This is a genomic window from Streptomyces seoulensis (genome assembly GCF_022846655.1).
Lineage (GTDB): Bacteria > Actinomycetota > Actinomycetes > Streptomycetales > Streptomycetaceae > Streptomyces.
Map to the genome: position 1 here is coordinate 6171490 of NZ_AP025667.1, position 18151 is coordinate 6189640.

Here is an 18151-nt window from a genome sequence, read left to right on the forward strand (position 1 = left end):
CACCCGACTTCAGGCCGTGTGGGGGGCTCAGGAGGTGTACGCGCCCACCAGGACCCCCAGCAAGGTGCCGGTCAGGAGGAAAGGGCCGAAGGGGATGGCCGACTTGCGGTCCGCCCTGCGGGCGACGACGAGGGCCAGGCCGTACAGCGCGCCCGTGGCGAAGGCGGCGAAGGTGCCGAGCATCAGCGTCGGCCAGCCGTACCAGCCGAGGGCCGCGCCCAGGGCCGGGGCCAGCTTCACGTCCCCGAAGCCCATGCCGGAGGGGTTCAGGAGGTGGAGGGCGAGGTAGCCGGCGCCGAGGGCCAGGGCGCCGTAGAGGGCCGTGCGCCAGGTCCCGGTGTGGTCGGGGAGCCACGCCGCGAGGGCCAGGAGGGCCAGTACCGCCGGGGTGAGCGGGAGGGTCAGGGGGTCCGGGAGGCGGTGCACCCGTACGTCCACCGCGGCCAGGAGTACTGCCACGGGGGTCAGGGCCAGCCAGGCCGCGAGTTCCGGGCGTGGCCCCGTGGCCAGGGCCAGGAGGGCGCAGATCGCGGCCGTCAGCAGGGGGAGGGTGGCCGCCTTCGTGTGCGGGCACTGGGAGCACGGGGTCGTGCCCAGCCAGCCGGTCAGGGGGTGGTCCGCCGCCTCGCACGCCGTGCGCCAGGGCATGCCCTGTGGGGTCGTGAAGCGGTACGCGGCCCTGGGGAGCAGGGCGCCCGTCAGCGCGCCCCACAGCGCGGCCAGTACCACCGGGAGCAGGTCAGTCATCGTCCGTCACCTTGGACAGGCGGGCCTCGGGGCGGCCCTCCGCCTCGCTGGCGGAGGTGTAGGTCAGGTCGTCGCCGGTGGGGGTCAGCTCCACCTCGTGGGGAGTGGGGTTGCAGCCCGCGTGGTTGCCCTTGGCTCCCTTGGAGGTGGCCAGCAGGTGTTCGGGGGTCGCCCGCTTCAGGGTGAGGACGTCCACGCAGACCGCGCCGAGCTGGTCCGTCTGGCGCAGGCGGCCCAACTCCTTTCCTACGGCGGCCTGGTGGAGGGCCACGCGGAAGGTGCCCATGGGCAGCGTGCCGTTCAGGCCGGTGGCCTTGCCCTCCCAGGTGCCCAGGTAGCGGGCGGGGACCGCGCCGGCGGCGTCGCCCGGTGCCGAAGGGGCGCCGCCCGCCGTGTCGTTGCCGCCGCTGCCACCCGGGTCCAGCAGGGTGGCGACGCCGAGGGAGACCGCGGCCAGCGCGCCCGCCACGGCCAGGGCGACCGTGCAGCTCACCCGGCGCCCGCGCCCCGTCCGCCCCGGTGCCGAGGTCGCCGCGAGACTGACGCTCACCTTGCCGGGGGCCGTCTGCGCGGCCGGTGTCATCACCGGTGCGGGGCCGAACTCCCCCGGCACCGAAGGAGTGTGGGAGTCCACCGGACCCGGCGGGGCGTCGGCGGACGCCTCCAGGTTGAGGAGACGGACCGCGCTGCGGCTGACCTGCTCGACCAGGGCGCCGGGGAGCCAGCCACCCGTCATCAGGGCCGCCGCACCGTGCGGGGCAAGCCTGCGGGCGATCTCGGCCGGGGAGGGGCGCGGCGCGGGGTCCTTCGCCAGGCAGGCGGCCGCGATCTCACGCAAGTCGCCGTCCAGCGGACCGAGTTCCGGTTCCTCGTGGACGACCTTGTAGAGCAGGGCCGCCGAGGAGTCGCCGGGGAAGGGCGGGTTGCCGGTGGCCGCGTAGGCCAGGACCGCGCCGAGGGAGAACACGTCGGCCGCGCCGGTGACTTGGCCGCCGAGGATCTGCTCGGGGGCCATGTAGCCGGGTGAGCCGACAGAAGCGCCGGTCGCGGTGAGGGAGGCGGTGCCGGTGGTGGCGCGGGCGATGCCGAAGTCGATCAGCAGCGGGCCGTCCAGGGTGAGCAGCACGTTGGAGGGCTTCACGTCCCGGTGGACGAGGTCCAGTGCGTGCACGGTGGCCAGCGCCTCGGCGAGACCGGCGCCCAGGGCCCGCACGGTGTGCTCGGGCAGGGGGCCGAGGGCGGTGACGGCCTGGGTGAGGGAGGGGCCCGCCGCGTAGGCCGTGGCGACCCAGGGGACCGGGGCGTCCGGGTCGGCGTCCAGGACGGGCGCGGTCCAGGCGCCGCCGACCCTGCGGGCGGCCGCCACCTCGCGGCGGAAGCGGGCCCGGAACTCCTCGTCCAGCGCGTACTGCGGGTGGACGATCTTCACGGCGACGGTCCGCCCGCCCGCGCTGCGGCCCAGGTAGACGCGGCCCATGCCGCCGGAGCCGAGCCGGCCCAGCAGCCGGTACGGGCCGACCGCGGCCGGTTCGTCCGCTCCGAGCGGCTGCATGGCGACCCCTCCCCCGCGGGCTCCCCCGTAAAGCCGCGCCCTCGCAGCGTAGTGATTACGCCCCGAGCAGTTCCACCTTCACGTCGGCCGGGAAGCCGGTCGTGGGGCCGACGCGGCGGGCGAACTCCTCGACCGCCTTCAACTGCGGGGGCCCGAAGGAGAAGTCCAGGGTGGTGAAGTACTGCTCCAGGGTCGCCTCGTCGAACGCCTCCCAGCGGGCGGCCTGCTCGGCGACCTTGCCGACCTCCTCGAGGGACACGTTGCGGGAGGCGAGGAACGCCTCGTGCACCTTGCGGGTGATCTCCGGCTCGCGTTCGGCGTAATCCCGCCGCGCGGCCCACACCGCGAAGACGAACGGCAGTCCCGTCCACTCCTTCCACAGCGCGCCCAGGTCGTGCACCTGGAGGCCGTAGCGCGGCGCGTCCAGGAGGTTGGCACGCAGGGCCGCGTCGCCGATGAGGACGGCGGCGTCCGCCTCCTGCATCATCAGGCTCAGGTCGGGCGGGCAGGTGTAGTACTCCGGCCGGACGCCGTACCGCTCGGCCAGCAGCAACTGGGCCAGGCGGACCGAGGTCCGCGAGGTCGAACCGAGGGCGACCCGCGCGCCGTCGAGCTGGTCCAGGGGGACCTGCGAGACGATCACGCAGGACATCACGGGGCCGTCGCAGCCCACGGCGATGTCCGGGAAGGCGACCAGGTCACCGGCGTTGCGCAGGAATTCCACGAGGGTGATCGGACCGATGTCGAGATCACCGCGCACGAGTTGCTCGCTGAGCTTCTCCGGGGTGTCCTTGGTCAGCTCGAAGTCGAGGAGCGTGCCGGTTCTCGCGAGCCCCCAGTAGAGGGGCAGGCAGTTGAGGAACTGGATGTGGCCGACGCGCGGCCGGGTGCGAGAATTGTCCACATAGCGAGACTAGACCCCTTGCGATACGAAGCCCGGACCGGGCCGTGGTCAGCGGGCCCGAGGGAGGGTTCAAACATTCGGGTGACGTGATCTTGACCTCTATTGCTTTCCGGGGGCTGCGTGCTAGGCTCGCCGCAAGTTGCAGTTTGGTTTCCCTTGCAGTACAGAGCCTGCGGAGCATGTGACCGCGGGCTCTCGTCGTTTTCAGATGAATGCAGTCGTGCAGCACCGTTCGCACTTGCAGGTTCTGGAGCAGGGCAACCCTTTTGGGCCCAAGGAGGGCTTATGGCTACCGGAACCGTTAAGTGGTTCAACGCCGAAAAGGGCTTTGGCTTCATCGCCCAGGAGGGCGGCGGCCCCGACGTCTTCGTTCACTACTCCGCGATCAACGCCACCGGCTTCCGCTCCCTCGAGGAGAACCAGCAGGTGAACTTCGACGTGACGCAGGGCCCGAAGGGTCCGCAGGCGGAGAACGTCACCCCCGTCTGATCACTGCCTGATCGCAGAACCTGAGTGCAGTACCCAAGGAGCCCCACGCCTTCCGGCGACGGGGCTCCTGCCTTTCTCCGTGACGCCCCGATGAATTCCCGGCGAATTCCCCGCCCGGCGTGCCGCCCATTGCCCGCCGGAACCCGTGGCATTCCGGCGCCGGAGTTCTCACCCGAACGGCCGCGGGAAGTGCCCGGAACCCTCTAGGGTCCCTCCCCATGACCGACTCCCTGGGCACCGCCGACTTCCTCACCGCCACCCGCACGTTCTACGACGCCGTCGCCGAGGACTACGCCGATCATTTCCGGGACGCGCACATCTCCCAGCCCCTCGACCGAGCCCTGCTGCGGGTGTTCGCCGAGCTGGTGGGGGCGGGTGCGGCCGTGGCCGACCTGGGGTGCGGGCCCGGCCGGATCACCGGCTTCCTCGACGCCCTCGGCCTCGACGTGTTCGGGCTCGACCTCTCCCCCGCCATGTTGGCCATCGCCCGCCGCGAGAACCCCGGCCTGCGCTTCGTGCAGGGCTCCATGCTGGAACTGGACCTCCCCGACGGGAAGCTGGCCGGTGTCGTGTCCTGGTACTCCAGCATCCACACCCCGGCGGAGGAACTGCCCGCGCTGTTCGCCGAGTTCCGCCGCGTCCTGGCGCCGGGCGGGCATCTGCTGCTCGCCTTCCAGGCCGGGGACGAGCCCCGGCGCCACGACCAGCCCTGGGGGCGTCCGGTCAGCCTCGACTTCCTGCGCCGCGATCCGGAGCGGATGGCCGCGCTGCTGGAAGACGCCGGGTTCGCCCTCGGCTCCCGCACGGTACGGGAGCCCGGCCCCACGGAGCCCGTCCCGCAGGCGTGCCTCTTCGCCCGAGTGCGCTGACCTCAGGGGCCGGTGACCTGGCCCGAGCCCTCGTACAGGCCCTCCACCTCGTCCGCGAAGTCCCGCAGGATGCGGGCGCGGCGCAGCTTCATGGACGGGGTGAGGTGGCCGGTGTGCTCGGTGAAGTCGCCGGGCAGGACGGTGAAGCGGCGGATCGACTCGGGGCGGGAGACGAGCTGGTTGGCCTGCTCCACCGCGTCCCGCAGGACGGCGTTCAAGTCCGGGTCGCTGACGAGCAGTTCGGCCGGCACCGGGTGCTTGCCGTTCATCTGGCGCCAGTGGTGCAGGCCGTCCGCGTCCAGGGTGATGAGCGCGCCGATGTAGGGGCGGCCGTCGCCGACCAGGAGGCAGTGGGAGATCAGGGGGTGCTGGCGCAGCCAGTTCTCCAGCGGCGCCGGGGCCACCGACTTGCCGCCCGCCGTGATCAGCAGCTCCTTTTTGCGGCCGGTGATGGTGAGGTAGCCGTCGTCGTCCAGCTCCCCCAGGTCGCCGGTGGGCAGCCAGCCGTCGCGGGTCGCGGGGACGACACCGCCCGCCTGCTGGTCCCAGTAGCCGCGCAGCACATGGTCGCCGGAGATCAGGATCTCGCCGTCGGCCGCGATCCGGACCCGGGTGCCGGGCAGCGGCCAGCCGACCGTGCCGAGGCGGGGCCGCAGCGGCGGGGTGACGGTGGTCGCGCCGGTGGTCTCGGTGAGGCCGTACCCCTCGAAGATCTCGATGCCCGCGCCAGCGTAGAAGGCGGCCAGGCGGCGGCCGAGGGGGGAGCCGCCGCAGATGGCGTAGCGGACCTTGCCGCCCATGGCGGCGCGCAGCTTGCGATAGGCGAGCGGGTCGTAGAAGGAACGGCTCGCCTTCAGGGCGGCGCCCGGACCGCTGCCGGTCCCGGTCTGGCGGGCCTCCAGCGCCTCGCCGTAGCGCACGGCGGTGGCGGCGGCCCGGTCGAAGGCGGCGGTCTTGCCGGTCTCCTCGGCCTTCGCACGGGCGGTGTTGTACACCTTCTCCAGCATGTACGGGATGGTCAGCAGACAGGTCGGGCGGAACGCGGCCAGGTCCGGCAGGAGATGCTCGGGCTTGAGACTCGGAGCGTGGCCGAGGCGTACGCGGGCCCGGACGCAGGCGATGGCGACCATGCGGCCGAAGACGTGGGACATCGGCAGGAACAGCAGCACCGACGCCTCTTCGCCGGTCGTCGCCTTGAACACCGGGTGCAGGAGTTCGATGGCGTTGTCGACCTCGGCGAAGAAGTTGCCGTGCGTCAGGGCGCAGCCCTTGGGGCGTCCGGTGGTGCCCGAGGTGTAGATCAGGGTGGCGAGGGTGTCGGGGCCCAGCATGCCCCGGCGTACGGCGACTTCACCGTCCGGCGTGCCCGAGCCCGCCTCGGCGAGCAGCTCCACGTGCCCCTCGTCGATGACCCAGACGTGCCGCAGCTCGGGGAGCTGGGCGAGTTCGGGGGCGATGGCGGCGCCCTGGGCGGTGGTCTCGGTGATGAAGGCGACGGCGCCGGAGTCCTGGAGGATCCAGCGGGTCTGGTAGACCGAGGAGGTCGGGTAGACCGGCACGGTGACCAGGCCGGCGGCCCAGGCGGCGAAGTCCAGCAGGGTCCACTCGTAGCGGGTGCGGGCCATGACGGCGATCCGCTCGCCGGGCATCAGCCCCTCCGAGACCAGCCCGCGCGCCACGGCCAGCACCTCGGCGGCGAACCGCTCGGCCGTCACGTCCTCCCACTCGCCGTCGGCGTTCTTCCGGCTGAGCACGACCGCGCCGGGCGCCGCCTCGGCGTTGTCGAACGGCAGGTCGGCGAGCGAGCCGTGGGTCACCGGGGGTGCGAACGGCGGCACCGACACCTCCCGCACGGCCCCGTCCAGGCGCCGGATCTCGGGCTCCACCAGCACCGGGCGGCCGTCGTAGTCGAGGGCCGAGACGTGCGGGGCGGGCGAGACGGGGGCGTTGGGGTACAGGGCGGTCACGGGCGGCTCCTGGGACGTGCAGCGGTGTACTGCTTGCTGCATGACATACGCGCCTCGCGCACCGAGGCGTTCAGCGCGGCCTTCCGTCGGTACGGTGCGCCGCCGCTCAGGCTGGCGATCGTACGAGGCACCTGTGGTGACCCTGTGCACGCGAGGCGTCGGTCCGGAGCCGGGCGTGTGCAGTCTCGGAGGTTTGGTGAGGGATGTTCCGCTTCGAAGGCCGCCGCCGCCCGGAAGGCGGGCAGGCAGGCGTCAGGAAGCCTGGCTCCGGGCCTCGGCCGCGTCCTCCTGGCTGCGGCTGGCCTCCAGGTTGGCCTTCATGCGGTCCACCCGGCCGGCGACCTGGAGGGAGGCACGCTCACGCTCCTTGCGCAGCACCACCCAACTGATGGGCGCCGAGAGCACCATGGCGAGCAGGACGACCCAGAAGAGGTTGGAGGCGCCGAAACCGCGCGGGAAGATCCCGGAGTAGACCGCTCCCCAGGCGACCACGAGGCAGCCGGCGAAGACGCCGAGGCGCATCAGCGTGTAGCGGAGCATCTCAATCCACTCTTCCGTGTCGTTATGACCCTGAATCCCATGACGTGCACCGTCCAGTGAAGCACGCGCCCCACCCGATCTTGGCAGGGGGTGCGCGGGCTCAGCCGAGGTCCAGCAGCATCGTGACGTCGTCCCGGTACTCGCCGGGGCCGACCCGGATGGCGCCCGGCACCCGGCCCACCTCGCGGTAGCCGCAGGAGGCGTAGAAGCGCTCCAGGCCAAGGCCGCTCCGACAGCCGAGCCGCACGGACTCGATGCCGTCGAACCCGCGCGCGGCGTCCGCGGCGGCCGCGAGCAGATCGCGGCCGTACCCCCGGCCCTGGTGCTTGGGGTGGACCATCACCGTGTACAGCCACAGCCAGTGGGTCATCAGCCGGTGACTGTTGAAGGCGAGGAAGGCGGTCGCGGCGACCCGGCCCGCCCCGTCCTCGTCGTCCTGCCCGACCAGCAGCCTGCCGCGCCCCTGGGCGAGCTGGGCCAGCGAGCGGACCAGCTCGGGCCGTACGTCCTCCCGCGTGACCGGCGGCACGAAGCCGACCGCGCCGCCCGCGTTGGTGACGTCCACCCACAGGTCGAGCAGGCCGTCGCGCAGATCCGGGGTGACGGAGGGGTCCAGCGTGAAGGTAAGAGCCACGGGGCCAAGGTAATCCTTACCTCGGCCCCGGCTCAACCAGCTTTCGCGGTCGCTCAGACCCGCATCGCCTGCGGGGTCTCGCGGCGCAGCGGGTCCGGGCCCTCGTACTCGCGGATGATCTCGTAGCGGGTGTTCCGCTCGACCGGGCGGAAGCCCGCGTCACGGATCAGGTCGAGCAGGTCCTCACGGGTCAGCTTGTTCGGCGTGCCGTAGTTGTCCGCGTCGTGCGTGATCTTGTACTCGACGACCGAGCCGTCCATGTCGTCCGCGCCGTGCTGCAGGGCGAGCTGGGCGGTCTGCACACCGTGCATCACCCAGAACACCTTCACGTGCGGGACGTTGTCGAACAGCAGCCGGGAGACGGCGAACGTCTTCAGCGCCTCGGCGCCGGTCGCCATCTGGGTGCGCGCCTGGAGGCGGTTGCGGACCTTGCCGTCCTTCATGTCCACGAAGTCGTGCTGGTAGCGCAGCGGGATGAAGACCTGGAAGCCGCCGGTCTCGTCCTGGAGCTCGCGCAGCCGCAGCACGTGGTCCACGCGGTGGCGGGGCTCCTCGATGTGGCCGTAGAGCATCGTGGCCGGGGTCTTGAGCCCCTTCTCGTGCGCCAGCCGGTGGATGCGGGACCAGTCTTCCCAGTGGGTGCGGTGGTCCACGATGTGCTGGCGGACCTCCCAGTCGAAGATCTCGGCGCCGCCGCCGGTGAGGGACTCAAGGCCCGCGTCGATCAGCTCGTCGAGGATCTCGGACGCCGACAGGCCGGAGATGGTCTCGAAGTGGTGGATCTCCGTCGCCGTGAACGCCTTCAGGGAGACGTGCGGCAGGGCCGCCTTCAGCTCCCGCAGCGAGCGCGGGTAGTAGCGCCACGGCAGGTTCGGGTGCAGGCCGTTGACGATGTGCAGCTCGGTGAGGTTCTCCGACTCCATCGCCTTGGCCAGCTTCACGGCCTCCTCGATGCGCATCGTGTACGCGTCCTTCTCGCCCGGCTTGCGCTGGAACGAGCAGTAGGCGCAGGACGCCGTGCACACGTTGGTCATGTTGAGGTGACGGTTGACGTTGAAGTGCACCACGTCGCCGTTCTTGCGCGTGCGCACCTCATGGGCGAGGCCACCGAGCCACGCCAGGTCGTCCGACTCGTAGAGCGCGATGCCGTCCTCACGGGTCAGCCGCTCACCGGAGCGGACCTTGTCCTCCAGCTCGCGCTTGAGTCCGACGTCCATACCAACACCTTTCCACGACAACCTGACCAACCGTACTCCCCCGAACCCCCTGACCCGCTGTCACACCTCTTCGGGCAGCTCCCCGACCCTGTTCTCCCACTTCGTGGACAGCACGATCGTGGTGCGGGTGCGGGAGACGCCCTTGGTGCCGCTCAGGCGGCGGATGGTCTTCTCCAGACCGTCCACGTCGGAGGAGCGGACCTTGAGCATGAAGGAGTCGTCACCGGCGATGAACCAGCAGTCCTCGATCTCGGTGAGGTCCTTCAGCCTGCGGGCCACGTCCTCGTGGTCGGCGGCGTCGGACAGCGAGATGCCGATCAGCGCGGTCACGCCGAGGCCCAGCGAGGCGGCGTCCACCGTGGCGCGGTAACCGGTGATGACCCCGGCCGCCTCCAGCCGGTTGATGCGGTCGGTGACGCTGGGTCCCGACAGGCCGACGAGGCGCCCCAGCTCCGCGTACGAGGCCCGGCCGTTCTCCCTCAGGGCCTGGATGAGCTGCCTGTCCACCGCGTCCATGCGATCGAAGCCTTCCGGTGTGAAATTTGCCTACGTGATGAGAGGTACCGCTACTTGTCCTGCGCGCCGCCGCCCAGCTCGCCCTTCCAGCGCCGGTACAGGCCGTGGCCGACGCCCGCCGCGTCCAGCACCCGGCCGGCGACGAAGTCCACCAGGTCCTGGATGTGGGTCGCGCCCGCGTAGAAGGCCGGCGAGGCGGGGACCACGCTCGCCCCGGCCTCGTCCAGCGCGACGAGCTGCCGGAGGGTCTGCCCGTTCAACGGGGTCTCGCGCACGGCCACCACCAGCGGCCTGCGCTCCTTCAGCGTCACGCTCGCCGCCCGCTGGAGCAGGTCCTTGGACAGGCCGAGGGCCACCCCCGCGACACAGGCGGTGGAGGCCGGGACGATCAGCATGCCCTTGACCCGGTACGACCCCGACGACGGTCCCGCCGCGAGGTCGCCCGCGTTCCAGTACCGCACCCGGCCGAGGTCCGGCTCATAGGTGTCCGGCTTGCCGTCGGCGCCGCGCGCCAGCCAGTCCCGCAGGTCCTCGCGCCAGTGGGCGTCGCGGAACGAGATCCCCGTCTCGTCCAGCAGCGTCAGCCGCGAGGCCCGGCTGACCACCAGGTCGACGTCCTCCCCGGCGTCCAGCAGCGCCCGCAGCACCGCCGCCGCGTACGGCGTCCCGGAAGCTCCCGAAACCCCCACGATCCAAGGCACGCGCTGCGTTTCTCCTGCGTTCACACCTTGAGAGTACCGGCGTGACGCCGCGTGTTCAGGCCGGGTGTGCCTTGGTCAGACGGTGAGCCCCCGGACCAGGAGATCGAGCAGCGCGCACACGAAGAGCGCGATGCCGATGAAGCCGTTGACACTGAAGAACGCCCTGTTCAGGCGGGACAGGTCGTGCGGCCTCACGATGCGATGTTCGTAGACGAACGCCGAGGCGACGATGGCCAGGCCCAGCCAGAGGAACGGGCCGGCGTGGGTGAGGACGGCGTACCAGACGAACAGGGCCATCGTGATGGCGTGGCAGACCCGCGCGCCCCAGATCGCGGCCGGGACGCCGAAGCGGGCCGGGACCGACAGGACGCCCGTCTCCCGGTCGGCCTCCACGTCCTGGCAGGCGTAGATCAGGTCGAAGCCGCCGATCCAGATGCCGACCGCGAGGCCGAGGATCACCGCGTCCCAGGACCAGGTGCCGGAGATGGCGAGCCAGCCGCCGACCGGGCCCATCGCCTGGGCCAGCGCGAGGATGGCCTGCGGGAAGTTGGTGAACCGTTTCCCGTACGGATAGACGACCATCGGGATCACCGCGACCGGCGCCAGCGCCAGGCAGAGCGGGTTCAGCAGCGCGGCCGCGCCCAGGAAGACCACCAGCGCGATCAGCGCGCCGGTCCACGCGTGCTTGACCGACATCGCGCCGGTGACCAGCTCGCGGTGGGCGGTGCGCGGGTTCCGGGCGTCGATCTCGCGGTCGATGATCCGGTTGACCGCCATGGCGAAGGTGCGCAGGCCCACCATGCAGATGGTGACCAGCAGCAGCCGCGCCCAGTGGATGTTCTTGTCCCACTGGTACATCGCGGTGAGCGAGGCGATGTACGCGAAGGGCAGCGCGAAGACCGAGTGCTCGATCATCACGAGACGGAGGAACGCCTTGGTGCGCCCCGGCTGCGGGATCGCGGCGGCGGACGAGGTGCTCACAGCCCGTACTCCTTCCAGCGCCGGTCGACCAGCGCCGCCGTGGCGGGGTCGGACAGGACCATGTCCGGCCAGCCCCCGTCCCTCGTGTAGCCCTCCTCGGGCAGCTTCTTCGTCGCGTCGATGCCCGCCTTGCCGCCCCAGAACTGCTGGTAGGAGGCGTGGTCGAGATGGTCGACGGGACCTTCGGCGACCACCAGGTCGCGGGCGTAGTCGGTGTTGCCCAGCGCCCGCCAGGCGACCTCGTGCAGGTCGTGCACGTCGCAGTCGGAGTCGACGACCACGATCAGCTTGGTCAGGGACATCATGTGCGCGCCCCAGATCGCGGACATCACCTTCTGCGCGTGCTTCGGGTACTTCTTGTCGATCGAGACGATCGCGCAGTTGTGGAAGCCGCCCGCCTCGGGGAGGTGGTAGTCCACGATGTCCGGGACGATGATCTTCAGCAGCGGCAGGAAGAACCGCTCCGTGGCGCGGCCGAGCGGACCGTCCTCGGTCGGCGGGCGGCCGACGACGATCGACTGCAGCAGCGGCCGCTTCCGCATCGTCACGCAGTCGATCTTCAGCGCGGGGAACGGTTCCTGCGGGGTGTAGAAGCCGGTGTGGTCGCCGAAGGGGCCCTCGGGGAGCATCTCGCCGGGCTCCAGCCAGCCCTCGATGACGACCTCGGCATTGGCCGGGACCTGGAGCGGGACGGTCTTGCAGTCCACCATCTCGATCCGCTTGCCCGCGATGAACCCGGCGAACAGGTACTCGTCGATGTCGCCGGGCAGCGGGGCCGTGGAGGCGTACGACACGGCGGGCGGGCAGCCGAAGGCGATGGCGACCGGCAGCCGCTCACCGCGGCGGGCGGCCACCTGGTAGTGGTTGCGGCTGTCCTTGTGGATCTGCCAGTGCATGCCGATGGTGCGCTTGTCGTGCCGCTGGAGGCGGTAGAGACCGAGGTTGCGGATGCCGGTCTCGGGGTCCTTGGTGTGGGTCAGCCCGAGGTTGAAGAAGGAGCCGCCGTCCTTGGGCCAGGTGAACAGGGCCGGGAGCGCGTCCAGGTCCACGTCGTCACCGGTGAGGACGACCTCCTGGACGGGCGCGTTGTCGCCCTTGACCTTCTTCGGCGGCACGTGCGCCATCGCGCCGAGCTTGCCGAACGCCTCGCGGACGCCGACGAAGCCGTGCGGCAGCTCGGGCCGCAGCAGACCGCCGATCTTGTCGGAGATCTCCGCGTACGACTTCAGGCCCAGCGCCTTGAGCAGGCGGCGGTCGGTGCCGAAGACGTTCATCGCCAGGGGCATCGCGGAGCCCTTGACGTTCTCGAAGAGCAGCGCCGGTCCGCCGGCCTTCTGCACCCGGTCGACGATCTCACCGACCTCCAGGTATGGGTCGACCTCGGCCTTGATGCGCTTGAGGTCTCCCTCGCGCTCCAGCGCCCGCAGCAGGGAGCGAAGATCGTCGTAAGCCATGTGTCCCAGTATCGGCCACCGGATACGAAGGCTCGGCCACCGGGGCCGTCCACACCCTGAGGAGATCGCGCGCCCATGCTCAGATACCTGCCGTTCCTGCTGGTCCTCGCCCTGTGGATCCATGCCTTCGTGGACTGCCTGAACACCCCCGAGGACGAGGTCCGCCATCTGCCCAAGTTCGCCTGGGCGGTCATCGTCCTGCTCTTCGGCGAGGTCCTGATCGGCCCCCTGGCCTGGCTGATCACCGGCAAGGTCCGCCGTCCGGCGGCCGCCGCCCCCACCTGGGTGGCCCCGGACGACAACCCGGACTTCCTGCGCTCGCTGAGGAAGGACGAGCCCGGTACGGAGTGAGGCGTTTCCCGGACCCGTGAGCCGGGGGACAGTGCCTCCATGGATCTGGAAGTGGCGCGGGACTGGCTGCGTACCGCCGTCGAGGAGGCGCGCGCCGGGGGCGCGGAGGGTGGCATCCCGATCGGAGCCGCGCTCTACGGCCCGGACGGGGAGCTGCTCGGGCGGGGGCGGAACCGGCGCGTGCAGGACGGCGACCCGGCCACGCACGCGGAGACGGCCGCCTTCCGGGACGCCGGGCGGCGGCGGTCGTACCGGGGGACGACCATGGTGACCACGCTGTCGCCGTGCTGGTACTGCTCCGGGCTGGTGCGGCAGTTCGGGATCTCGCGGGTCGTGGTCGGGGAGGCGGGGACCTTCAGCGGCGGGCACGAGTGGCTGGCCGGACACGGGGTGGAGGTCGTGCTGCTGGACGATCCCGACTGCGCGGAGCTGATGCGGGAGTTCGTCGCCCGGGACCCGGAGCTGTGGAACGAGGACATCGGGGTCTGAGGGCGCACGGTCACGCGTTCGGCCCGCCATCCGTTCCGCTGAAAAGCCCCGCACGGGCATGTCTCCACCGCGTGCGACGGCATTCCCTTGGAAGGGGGCCCCATACACCGGGGTCCCCTTCTGCGATCGGAGACGCGTGCGAATCACTGACATCCAGCGCTGCGAGGTCCGGCCGGGGCGGCTCGTCGAGTGGACGCTGAGTCCGGCGACCGTCGCCACGGCGCACGGCCTGCCGGAGGACTCCCGCCCGCCCGCCTACATCCAGGAGTCGCACATCCGGACGGCCCGGCACGTCCGCGAGGACGGCCTGTTCGTGCCGACCTGGCTGGGCACCTCCTTCGACCTGCCCGGACCGGTCGACCTCGACGTGCTCCAGGAGTCCCTGCGGGCCTGGACGGTCCGGCACGAGACGCTGCGCAGCGGCTTCCGCTGGGCGGGCGAGGACGGCGAGGAGCTGCGCCGCTTCACCCTGGACGCCGGGGACGTGAGCCTGCACCGGGAGGCGGGCGGCGACTTCACGGACGCGGAGGCGCTGACCGCGCATCTCCAGGCCCGGTTCGACACGGTCGCGGACGCGCTGCGCTGGCCGAACCTGATCTACGCGGCCGTGGTCCGGGACGACTCGGCCACCGTCTTCCTCGCCTTCGACCACAGCAATGTGGACGCGTACTCGCTGCACGGCATCCCGGCCGAGATCGAGGAGCTGTACACGGCGGGCTTGGAGGGGCGCGGGCCGGTGGTGCGGACCCCGGCCGCCAGTTACGTGGACTTCTGCGAGATCGAGCGGGCGGACGCCGACCGGCTGGACGGCGGGCACGAGACGGTCGCCCGCTGGCGGGAGTTCATCCGGCGCTGCGACGGCACGCTGCCCTCGTTCCCGGTCGAGCTGGGGGTGGAGCCCGGCGGCCCGCTGCCGCAGCAGCGGATGATCTGCGAGCCGCTGGTGGACGCGGAGGCGGCGGCCGCGTTCGAGGCGTACTGCCGGCCGTACGGGGGCAGCCTGGTCGGGCTGCTGGCGGCGACCGCGCTGATCGTGCGGGAGCTGGGGCAGCAGTCGGTGTACCGGACGGTGGTGCCGTTCCACACGCGGGTGAAGTCCCAGTGGAACGACTCGGTGGGCTGGTTCGTGGGCGGCGCCCCCATCGAGGTGCCCCTCGACCACACGCCCGACCTGGCCTCCACGCTGCGGGCGGTGCGCGCCGAGCTCCAGGCGAACCGGACGCTGGCCCGGATGCCGCTGGCCCGGGTGCTGAGCCTGCTGGGCGCGGACTTCCGGCCGACCTCGCCGGACCTGTACTCGATCGTCTCCTTCGTCGACACGCGTGGCATCCCGGGCGCGGCCCGCTGGGCGGAGCAGAACGCGCACGCCCTGCTGCGGGTGTCGTACGGCGATCAGGTGTGCGTCTGGGTCAACCGGTTGCACGACGGCCTGTGGCTGGCCAGCCGCCACCCGGACACGGACGTGGCGGCGAAGAACATGGGCCTGTACGTGGAGCGGCTACGGGACCTGCTCACCGCCCCGCTCGCCTGACCCCCAGCATTCGATCAGTCGTTCGAAACGGGCGCGCCACTCGGCCTCCGACGCGCCCTCGCCCTGGTACTCGTGGGTGAAGCGGAGGGTGCTGCCGTTCTCGCCGTCCCGTTCGAGGTGGAAGCGGAGCCTGCCACCGCCCTCGACGGTGTACTCCGCGACCCGGTCCACGTCCCAGGCGGTGACCCGCCCGGCGCCCAGGTCGCGCAGCGCGACCGTGCCGTCGAGGCGGGGTTCGAGCACGTCGACCGGGGTGCACCAGGCGGACAGGCCCTCGGCGGCGGCCACCGCGGGCCAGACCTCCCCCATGGACCTCGGCAGCCGCACAAGGAAGTGCCGTATGTGCGTGTTCCCGTGGGTCTGGCTCATGCCCTGTTCGATGGAACCGTGCATGACACCAGTGTCGCCGACGGGGCGCTCACACGCCCGCGTACGAGTGCTTGCCGCTGACGAAGATGTTGACGCCGTAGTAGTTGAACAGCCAGCAGCCGAAGGCGATCAGGGCCAGGTAGGCGGCCTTGCGGCCCTTCCAGCCGGCCGTGGCGCGGGCGTGCAGGTAGCAGGCGTAGGCGACCCAGGTGATGAAGGACCAGGTCTCCTTGGGGTCCCAGTTCCAGTACCGGCCCCAGGCGTCGCCCGCCCAGATCGCGCCCGCGATGATCGTGAACGTCCACAGCGGGAAGACGGCCGCGTTGACCCGGTAGGCGAACTTGTCCAGCGAGGCGGAGGCGGGCAGCCGCTCCAGCACGGAGCGGGCGAAGGTGCCCGGCGTGCCGCCGCTCTCCAGCTTGCTCTCGTAGGAGTCCTTGAAGAGGTACAGGATCGTGGCGACCGCGCCGACGTAGAACACCGCGCCGCAGAAGATCGCGGTGGAGACGTGGATGTACAGCCAGTACGAGTGCAGCGCCGGGACCAACTGGTCGCTGGCGGTGTAGAGCACGGTGACGGCGAGGCCCAGGTCCAGCAGGACGGTGGTGATCAGGAACAGGCCGAGCCAGCGGACGTTCTTCTTCAGCGCGAGCAGGCCCAGGTAGACGCCGACCGCGACGGTGGAGAAGGTCAGGTTGAACTCGTACATGTTGCCCCAGGGGGCGCGCTGCACGGAGGCCGCGCGGGCGACCACACCGGCCAGCTCCACCAGGAAGGCGAGCACGGTGAGGGAGACCGCGATCCGGCCGTACATGTCGCCCTGGACGTCACCGCCGTGGGCGCCGGGGCCGTCGGGCACGTCGCGGGCTCCGGCGGCGGAGCGCACGACGACCTTCGGGCGCTCCAGCACCGTGGTGCCGCCCGCCTGCTTCACGGTGACGGCGGGCGCGCTCCCGGCCGGCTTGGCGTCGGCGGTGAGCGCGGCGGCCGTGCGGCCGACCTTGCTGCGGCTGCCGAAGAGCCATTCGGCGATGTAGGCGAAGAAGGCCAGCGTGTACACGGCCATCGAGGAGTAGATCAGCGTGTTGCTGATGCTCGCCAGATGCTCGTTGGTCGCGGTGGCGAGTTCGGTCGCGGCGGCGAGAGTCACTTCTCAGCCCCTTCGGCAGGTACTGCGCGGGATGTGTCTTCGTGGGTGTCGGGGGCGCCGGGCGCCTGGTCGTAGAGGATTCCGGCGAGGTCGCCCAGTTCCTCGGGGACCTTCGCGGACTCGCTGCGGCCGAGCCCGCCCATCTCGACCACCGTGACGCCGTCGGCGCCGGGCACCGCCCGCACCCAGACGCGGCGGCGCTGGATGAACAGGGAAGCGGCGAGGCCGAGGATGGCGGTGAGCGCGCCGCCCAGGGCCCAGGCACCGCCCGGCTCCTGGACGATCTGGAAGCCCGCCCACTCCTTGACGTCCTTCCCGAAGGTGACGGTCCCGGCGCCGCCGGGCAGCTTCATGGTCTGCCCCGGCTTGAGGTTGACCCGGAGCTGCTTGCCCTGGGCGTCCTTGAAGCCCTTCATGTGCTTCTTGTCGAGCTGGTACACGCTCTGCGGCAGGCCCGAGTCGACGCCGAGGTCGCCGTGGTACGGCTCCAGGTTGAGCACCGGGTTCAGCAGCGCCGGGAACTCGGAGAGGACGGAGGCGCCGCCGCCGTAGGTCGGCAGGAAGAAGGCCCGGATGCCGAGCTGCTCGCGCTTGCCCTTGGCGTCGTGGTAGCCGTCCATGACCTTGACGACGCCCTGCGAGGTGACGTTGCCGTCCAGCGGGAGCAGCGGTACCGCGTCCTGGTAGACGACCTCGCCCTTGCTGTCGCGGACGGTGATGACGGGCGCGTAGCCGTGGCTGACCAGGTAGACCTTGGCGTCGTCGATCTTCAGCGGCTCGTTGACCTGGACGAGCTTGGAGCGCGTCCTGCCGTACGCCCCCTCGCTGTAGTCGACCTTCGCCTCGAAGGTGCGCGGGGTGCCGCGGCTGGGTCCGGTTAGCTCGTAGGTGCCCTTGAAGTCCAGCAGGTCGAAGCTGAACGGCACCAGGTCGTCGTTGTGGAACAGGCTGCCGGACTTGAAGTCGTCGTACATCGGCAGCGCGTTGGAGAAGCCGTCGCCCTCGACCATCAGCTTGGTGCCGTCGGACTTGAACAACTGGCCGGAGGCGAAGGCGACCAGCAGGACGATCAGCGAGATGTGGAAGGCCAGGTTGCCCAGCTCGCGCACGTACCCCTTCTCGGCGGCGACCGCGTCACCGGCGGTGTGGGCGCGGAAGCGGCGCTTCTTCAGCAGGGCGAGCGCGGCCTCGCGGACCTGCTCGGGCTCGGCGGTGGTGCGCCAGGTGGTGTAGGCGGGCAGCCGGTCCAGACGGCGCGGGGCACCCGGCGGCCGGCCGCGGAGCTGGCCGACGAACTGCCAGGTGCGCGGGACGATGCAGCCGATCAGGGAGACGAACAGCAGGATGTAGATCGCGGAGAACCACACCGAGCTGTAGACGTGGAACAGCCCGAGCTTGTCGTAGACGGGCGCGAGCGTGGTGTGGGTCGCGCGGAACGCCTCGACCTTGCTCGCGTCGGCGCCGGTCTGCGGGATCAGCGAGCCGGGGATCGCGCCGAGGGAGAGCAGCAGGAGCAGCAGCAGCGCGACCCGCATCGAGGTGAGCTGCCGCCAGAACCAGCGGGCCCAGCCGATGACGCCGAGGCCCGGCTGGGTCGCCGTGTCCTCCTGGGGAGCGGTGGAGAGCTGTGAGCCGGCCGCGCCCAGTCCTTCCTGGTCCCGGCTCTTGTCGGTTTCGGTGTCGCTCATCG

General features: G+C 71.2%; 19 protein-coding genes. 5 read left to right on the forward strand and 14 right to left on the reverse strand.

Annotation, left to right across the window (positions count from 1 at the left end; all coding sequences use genetic code 11):
- Positions 1-27: 27 nt before the first annotated feature.
- The 3 genes from HEK131_RS28380 to HEK131_RS28390 are packed head-to-tail and all read right to left on the reverse strand — an operon-like array spanning position 28 to position 3203.
- Positions 28-747 carry a prepilin peptidase gene (locus HEK131_RS28380; protein ID WP_244337652.1) on the reverse strand — a complete coding sequence of 240 codons (720 nt, stop codon included), beginning with the start codon at positions 745-747 and terminating at the stop codon, positions 28-30.
- The gene (locus HEK131_RS28385) at positions 740-2299 is read right to left on the reverse strand and encodes a serine/threonine-protein kinase (protein ID WP_244337654.1); all 1560 of its coding nucleotides are present in this window, start codon (positions 2297-2299) and stop codon (positions 740-742) included. Before HEK131_RS28385 ends, HEK131_RS28380 begins: the two co-directional genes overlap by 8 nt.
- Positions 2300-2354: 55 nt before the next feature.
- Complete coding sequence (locus HEK131_RS28390) at positions 2355-3203, reverse strand: menaquinone biosynthetic enzyme MqnA/MqnD family protein (protein WP_217462945.1); 849 nt, start codon at positions 3201-3203, stop codon at positions 2355-2357.
- Positions 3204-3488: 285 nt separating this feature from the next.
- Between HEK131_RS28390 and HEK131_RS28395 the strand changes: the two genes are divergently transcribed.
- On the forward strand, positions 3489-3692 hold the full coding sequence (locus HEK131_RS28395; protein WP_030813734.1) for a cold-shock protein: 204 nt from the start codon (positions 3489-3491) through the stop codon (positions 3690-3692).
- Between the two features lie 218 nt (positions 3693-3910).
- The gene (locus tag HEK131_RS28400) at positions 3911-4561 is read left to right on the forward strand and encodes a class I SAM-dependent methyltransferase (RefSeq protein WP_244337656.1); all 651 of its coding nucleotides are present in this window, start codon (positions 3911-3913) and stop codon (positions 4559-4561) included.
- 2 nt (positions 4562-4563) lie between these two features.
- Here HEK131_RS28400 and HEK131_RS28405 read toward each other — a convergent pair whose 3' ends face one another.
- The 8 genes from HEK131_RS28405 to HEK131_RS28440 form a co-directional block, all read right to left on the reverse strand.
- On the reverse strand, positions 4564-6570 hold the full coding sequence (locus HEK131_RS28405; protein WP_432215682.1) for an AMP-dependent synthetase/ligase: 2007 nt from the start codon (positions 6568-6570) through the stop codon (positions 4564-4566).
- Positions 6571-6780: 210 nt separating this feature from the next.
- A complete protein-coding gene (locus HEK131_RS28410) occupies positions 6781-7068 on the reverse strand; it encodes a DUF4229 domain-containing protein (protein ID WP_217462942.1) in 288 nt (95 codons plus the stop codon).
- Positions 7069-7168: 100 nt separating this feature from the next.
- Complete coding sequence (locus HEK131_RS28415) at positions 7169-7702, reverse strand: GNAT family N-acetyltransferase (RefSeq protein ID WP_217462941.1); 534 nt, start codon at positions 7700-7702, stop codon at positions 7169-7171.
- 53 nt (positions 7703-7755) lie between these two features.
- A complete protein-coding gene (gene mqnE, locus HEK131_RS28420; protein WP_030813748.1) occupies positions 7756-8919 on the reverse strand; it encodes an aminofutalosine synthase MqnE in 1164 nt (387 codons plus the stop codon).
- A gap of 60 nt (positions 8920-8979) precedes the next feature.
- The gene (locus HEK131_RS28425; RefSeq protein WP_018543802.1) at positions 8980-9435 is read right to left on the reverse strand and encodes an Lrp/AsnC family transcriptional regulator; all 456 of its coding nucleotides are present in this window, start codon (positions 9433-9435) and stop codon (positions 8980-8982) included.
- A 50-nt stretch (positions 9436-9485) separates the two neighbouring features.
- A complete protein-coding gene (locus HEK131_RS28430; RefSeq protein WP_244337660.1) occupies positions 9486-10136 on the reverse strand; it encodes a UbiX family flavin prenyltransferase in 651 nt (216 codons plus the stop codon).
- Positions 10137-10211: 75 nt separating this feature from the next.
- Positions 10212-11117: a menaquinone biosynthesis prenyltransferase MqnP gene (gene mqnP / locus HEK131_RS28435; protein WP_217462939.1), complete on the reverse strand. Its 906-nt coding sequence runs from the start codon at positions 11115-11117 to the stop codon at positions 10212-10214.
- A complete protein-coding gene (locus HEK131_RS28440; RefSeq protein ID WP_244337662.1) occupies positions 11114-12571 on the reverse strand; it encodes a menaquinone biosynthesis decarboxylase in 1458 nt (485 codons plus the stop codon). Before HEK131_RS28440 ends, mqnP begins: the two co-directional genes overlap by 4 nt.
- 75 nt (positions 12572-12646) lie before the next feature.
- Here HEK131_RS28440 and HEK131_RS28445 point away from each other — a divergent pair, with 75 nt between their 5' ends.
- The 3 genes from HEK131_RS28445 to HEK131_RS28455 all read left to right on the forward strand — a co-directional run bounded on the left by HEK131_RS28445 (position 12647) and on the right by HEK131_RS28455 (position 14942).
- A complete protein-coding gene (locus HEK131_RS28445) occupies positions 12647-12922 on the forward strand; it encodes a PLDc N-terminal domain-containing protein (protein WP_244337664.1) in 276 nt (91 codons plus the stop codon).
- Positions 12923-12961: 39 nt separating this feature from the next.
- Entirely contained in the window at positions 12962-13411 is a 450-nt protein-coding gene (locus HEK131_RS28450) for a nucleoside deaminase (RefSeq protein WP_244337666.1), read from the forward strand.
- Positions 13412-13547: 136 nt separating this feature from the next.
- Complete coding sequence (locus HEK131_RS28455; protein WP_244337668.1) at positions 13548-14942, forward strand: condensation domain-containing protein; 1395 nt, start codon at positions 13548-13550, stop codon at positions 14940-14942.
- On the opposite strand, the gene HEK131_RS28460 is transcribed toward HEK131_RS28455, so the two are convergent.
- From HEK131_RS28460 to resB, 3 genes are read right to left on the reverse strand one after another with little or no spacing between them, the layout of a single operon-like run.
- Positions 14910-15335: a hypothetical protein gene (locus HEK131_RS28460; RefSeq protein ID WP_244337670.1), complete on the reverse strand. Its 426-nt coding sequence runs from the start codon at positions 15333-15335 to the stop codon at positions 14910-14912. The two genes, HEK131_RS28455 and HEK131_RS28460, sit on opposite strands and share 33 nt — an antisense overlap.
- A gap of 25 nt (positions 15336-15360) precedes the next feature.
- Positions 15361-16461, reverse strand: coding sequence for a c-type cytochrome biogenesis protein CcsB (gene ccsB, locus HEK131_RS28465; RefSeq protein WP_244337672.1), 1101 nt, complete (start codon positions 16459-16461; stop codon positions 15361-15363).
- Complete coding sequence (resB, locus tag HEK131_RS28470; RefSeq protein ID WP_244337674.1) at positions 16458-18149, reverse strand: cytochrome c biogenesis protein ResB; 1692 nt, start codon at positions 18147-18149, stop codon at positions 16458-16460. The genes ccsB and resB overlap by 4 nt, the downstream gene beginning before the upstream one ends.
- Positions 18150-18151 lie beyond the last annotated feature (2 nt).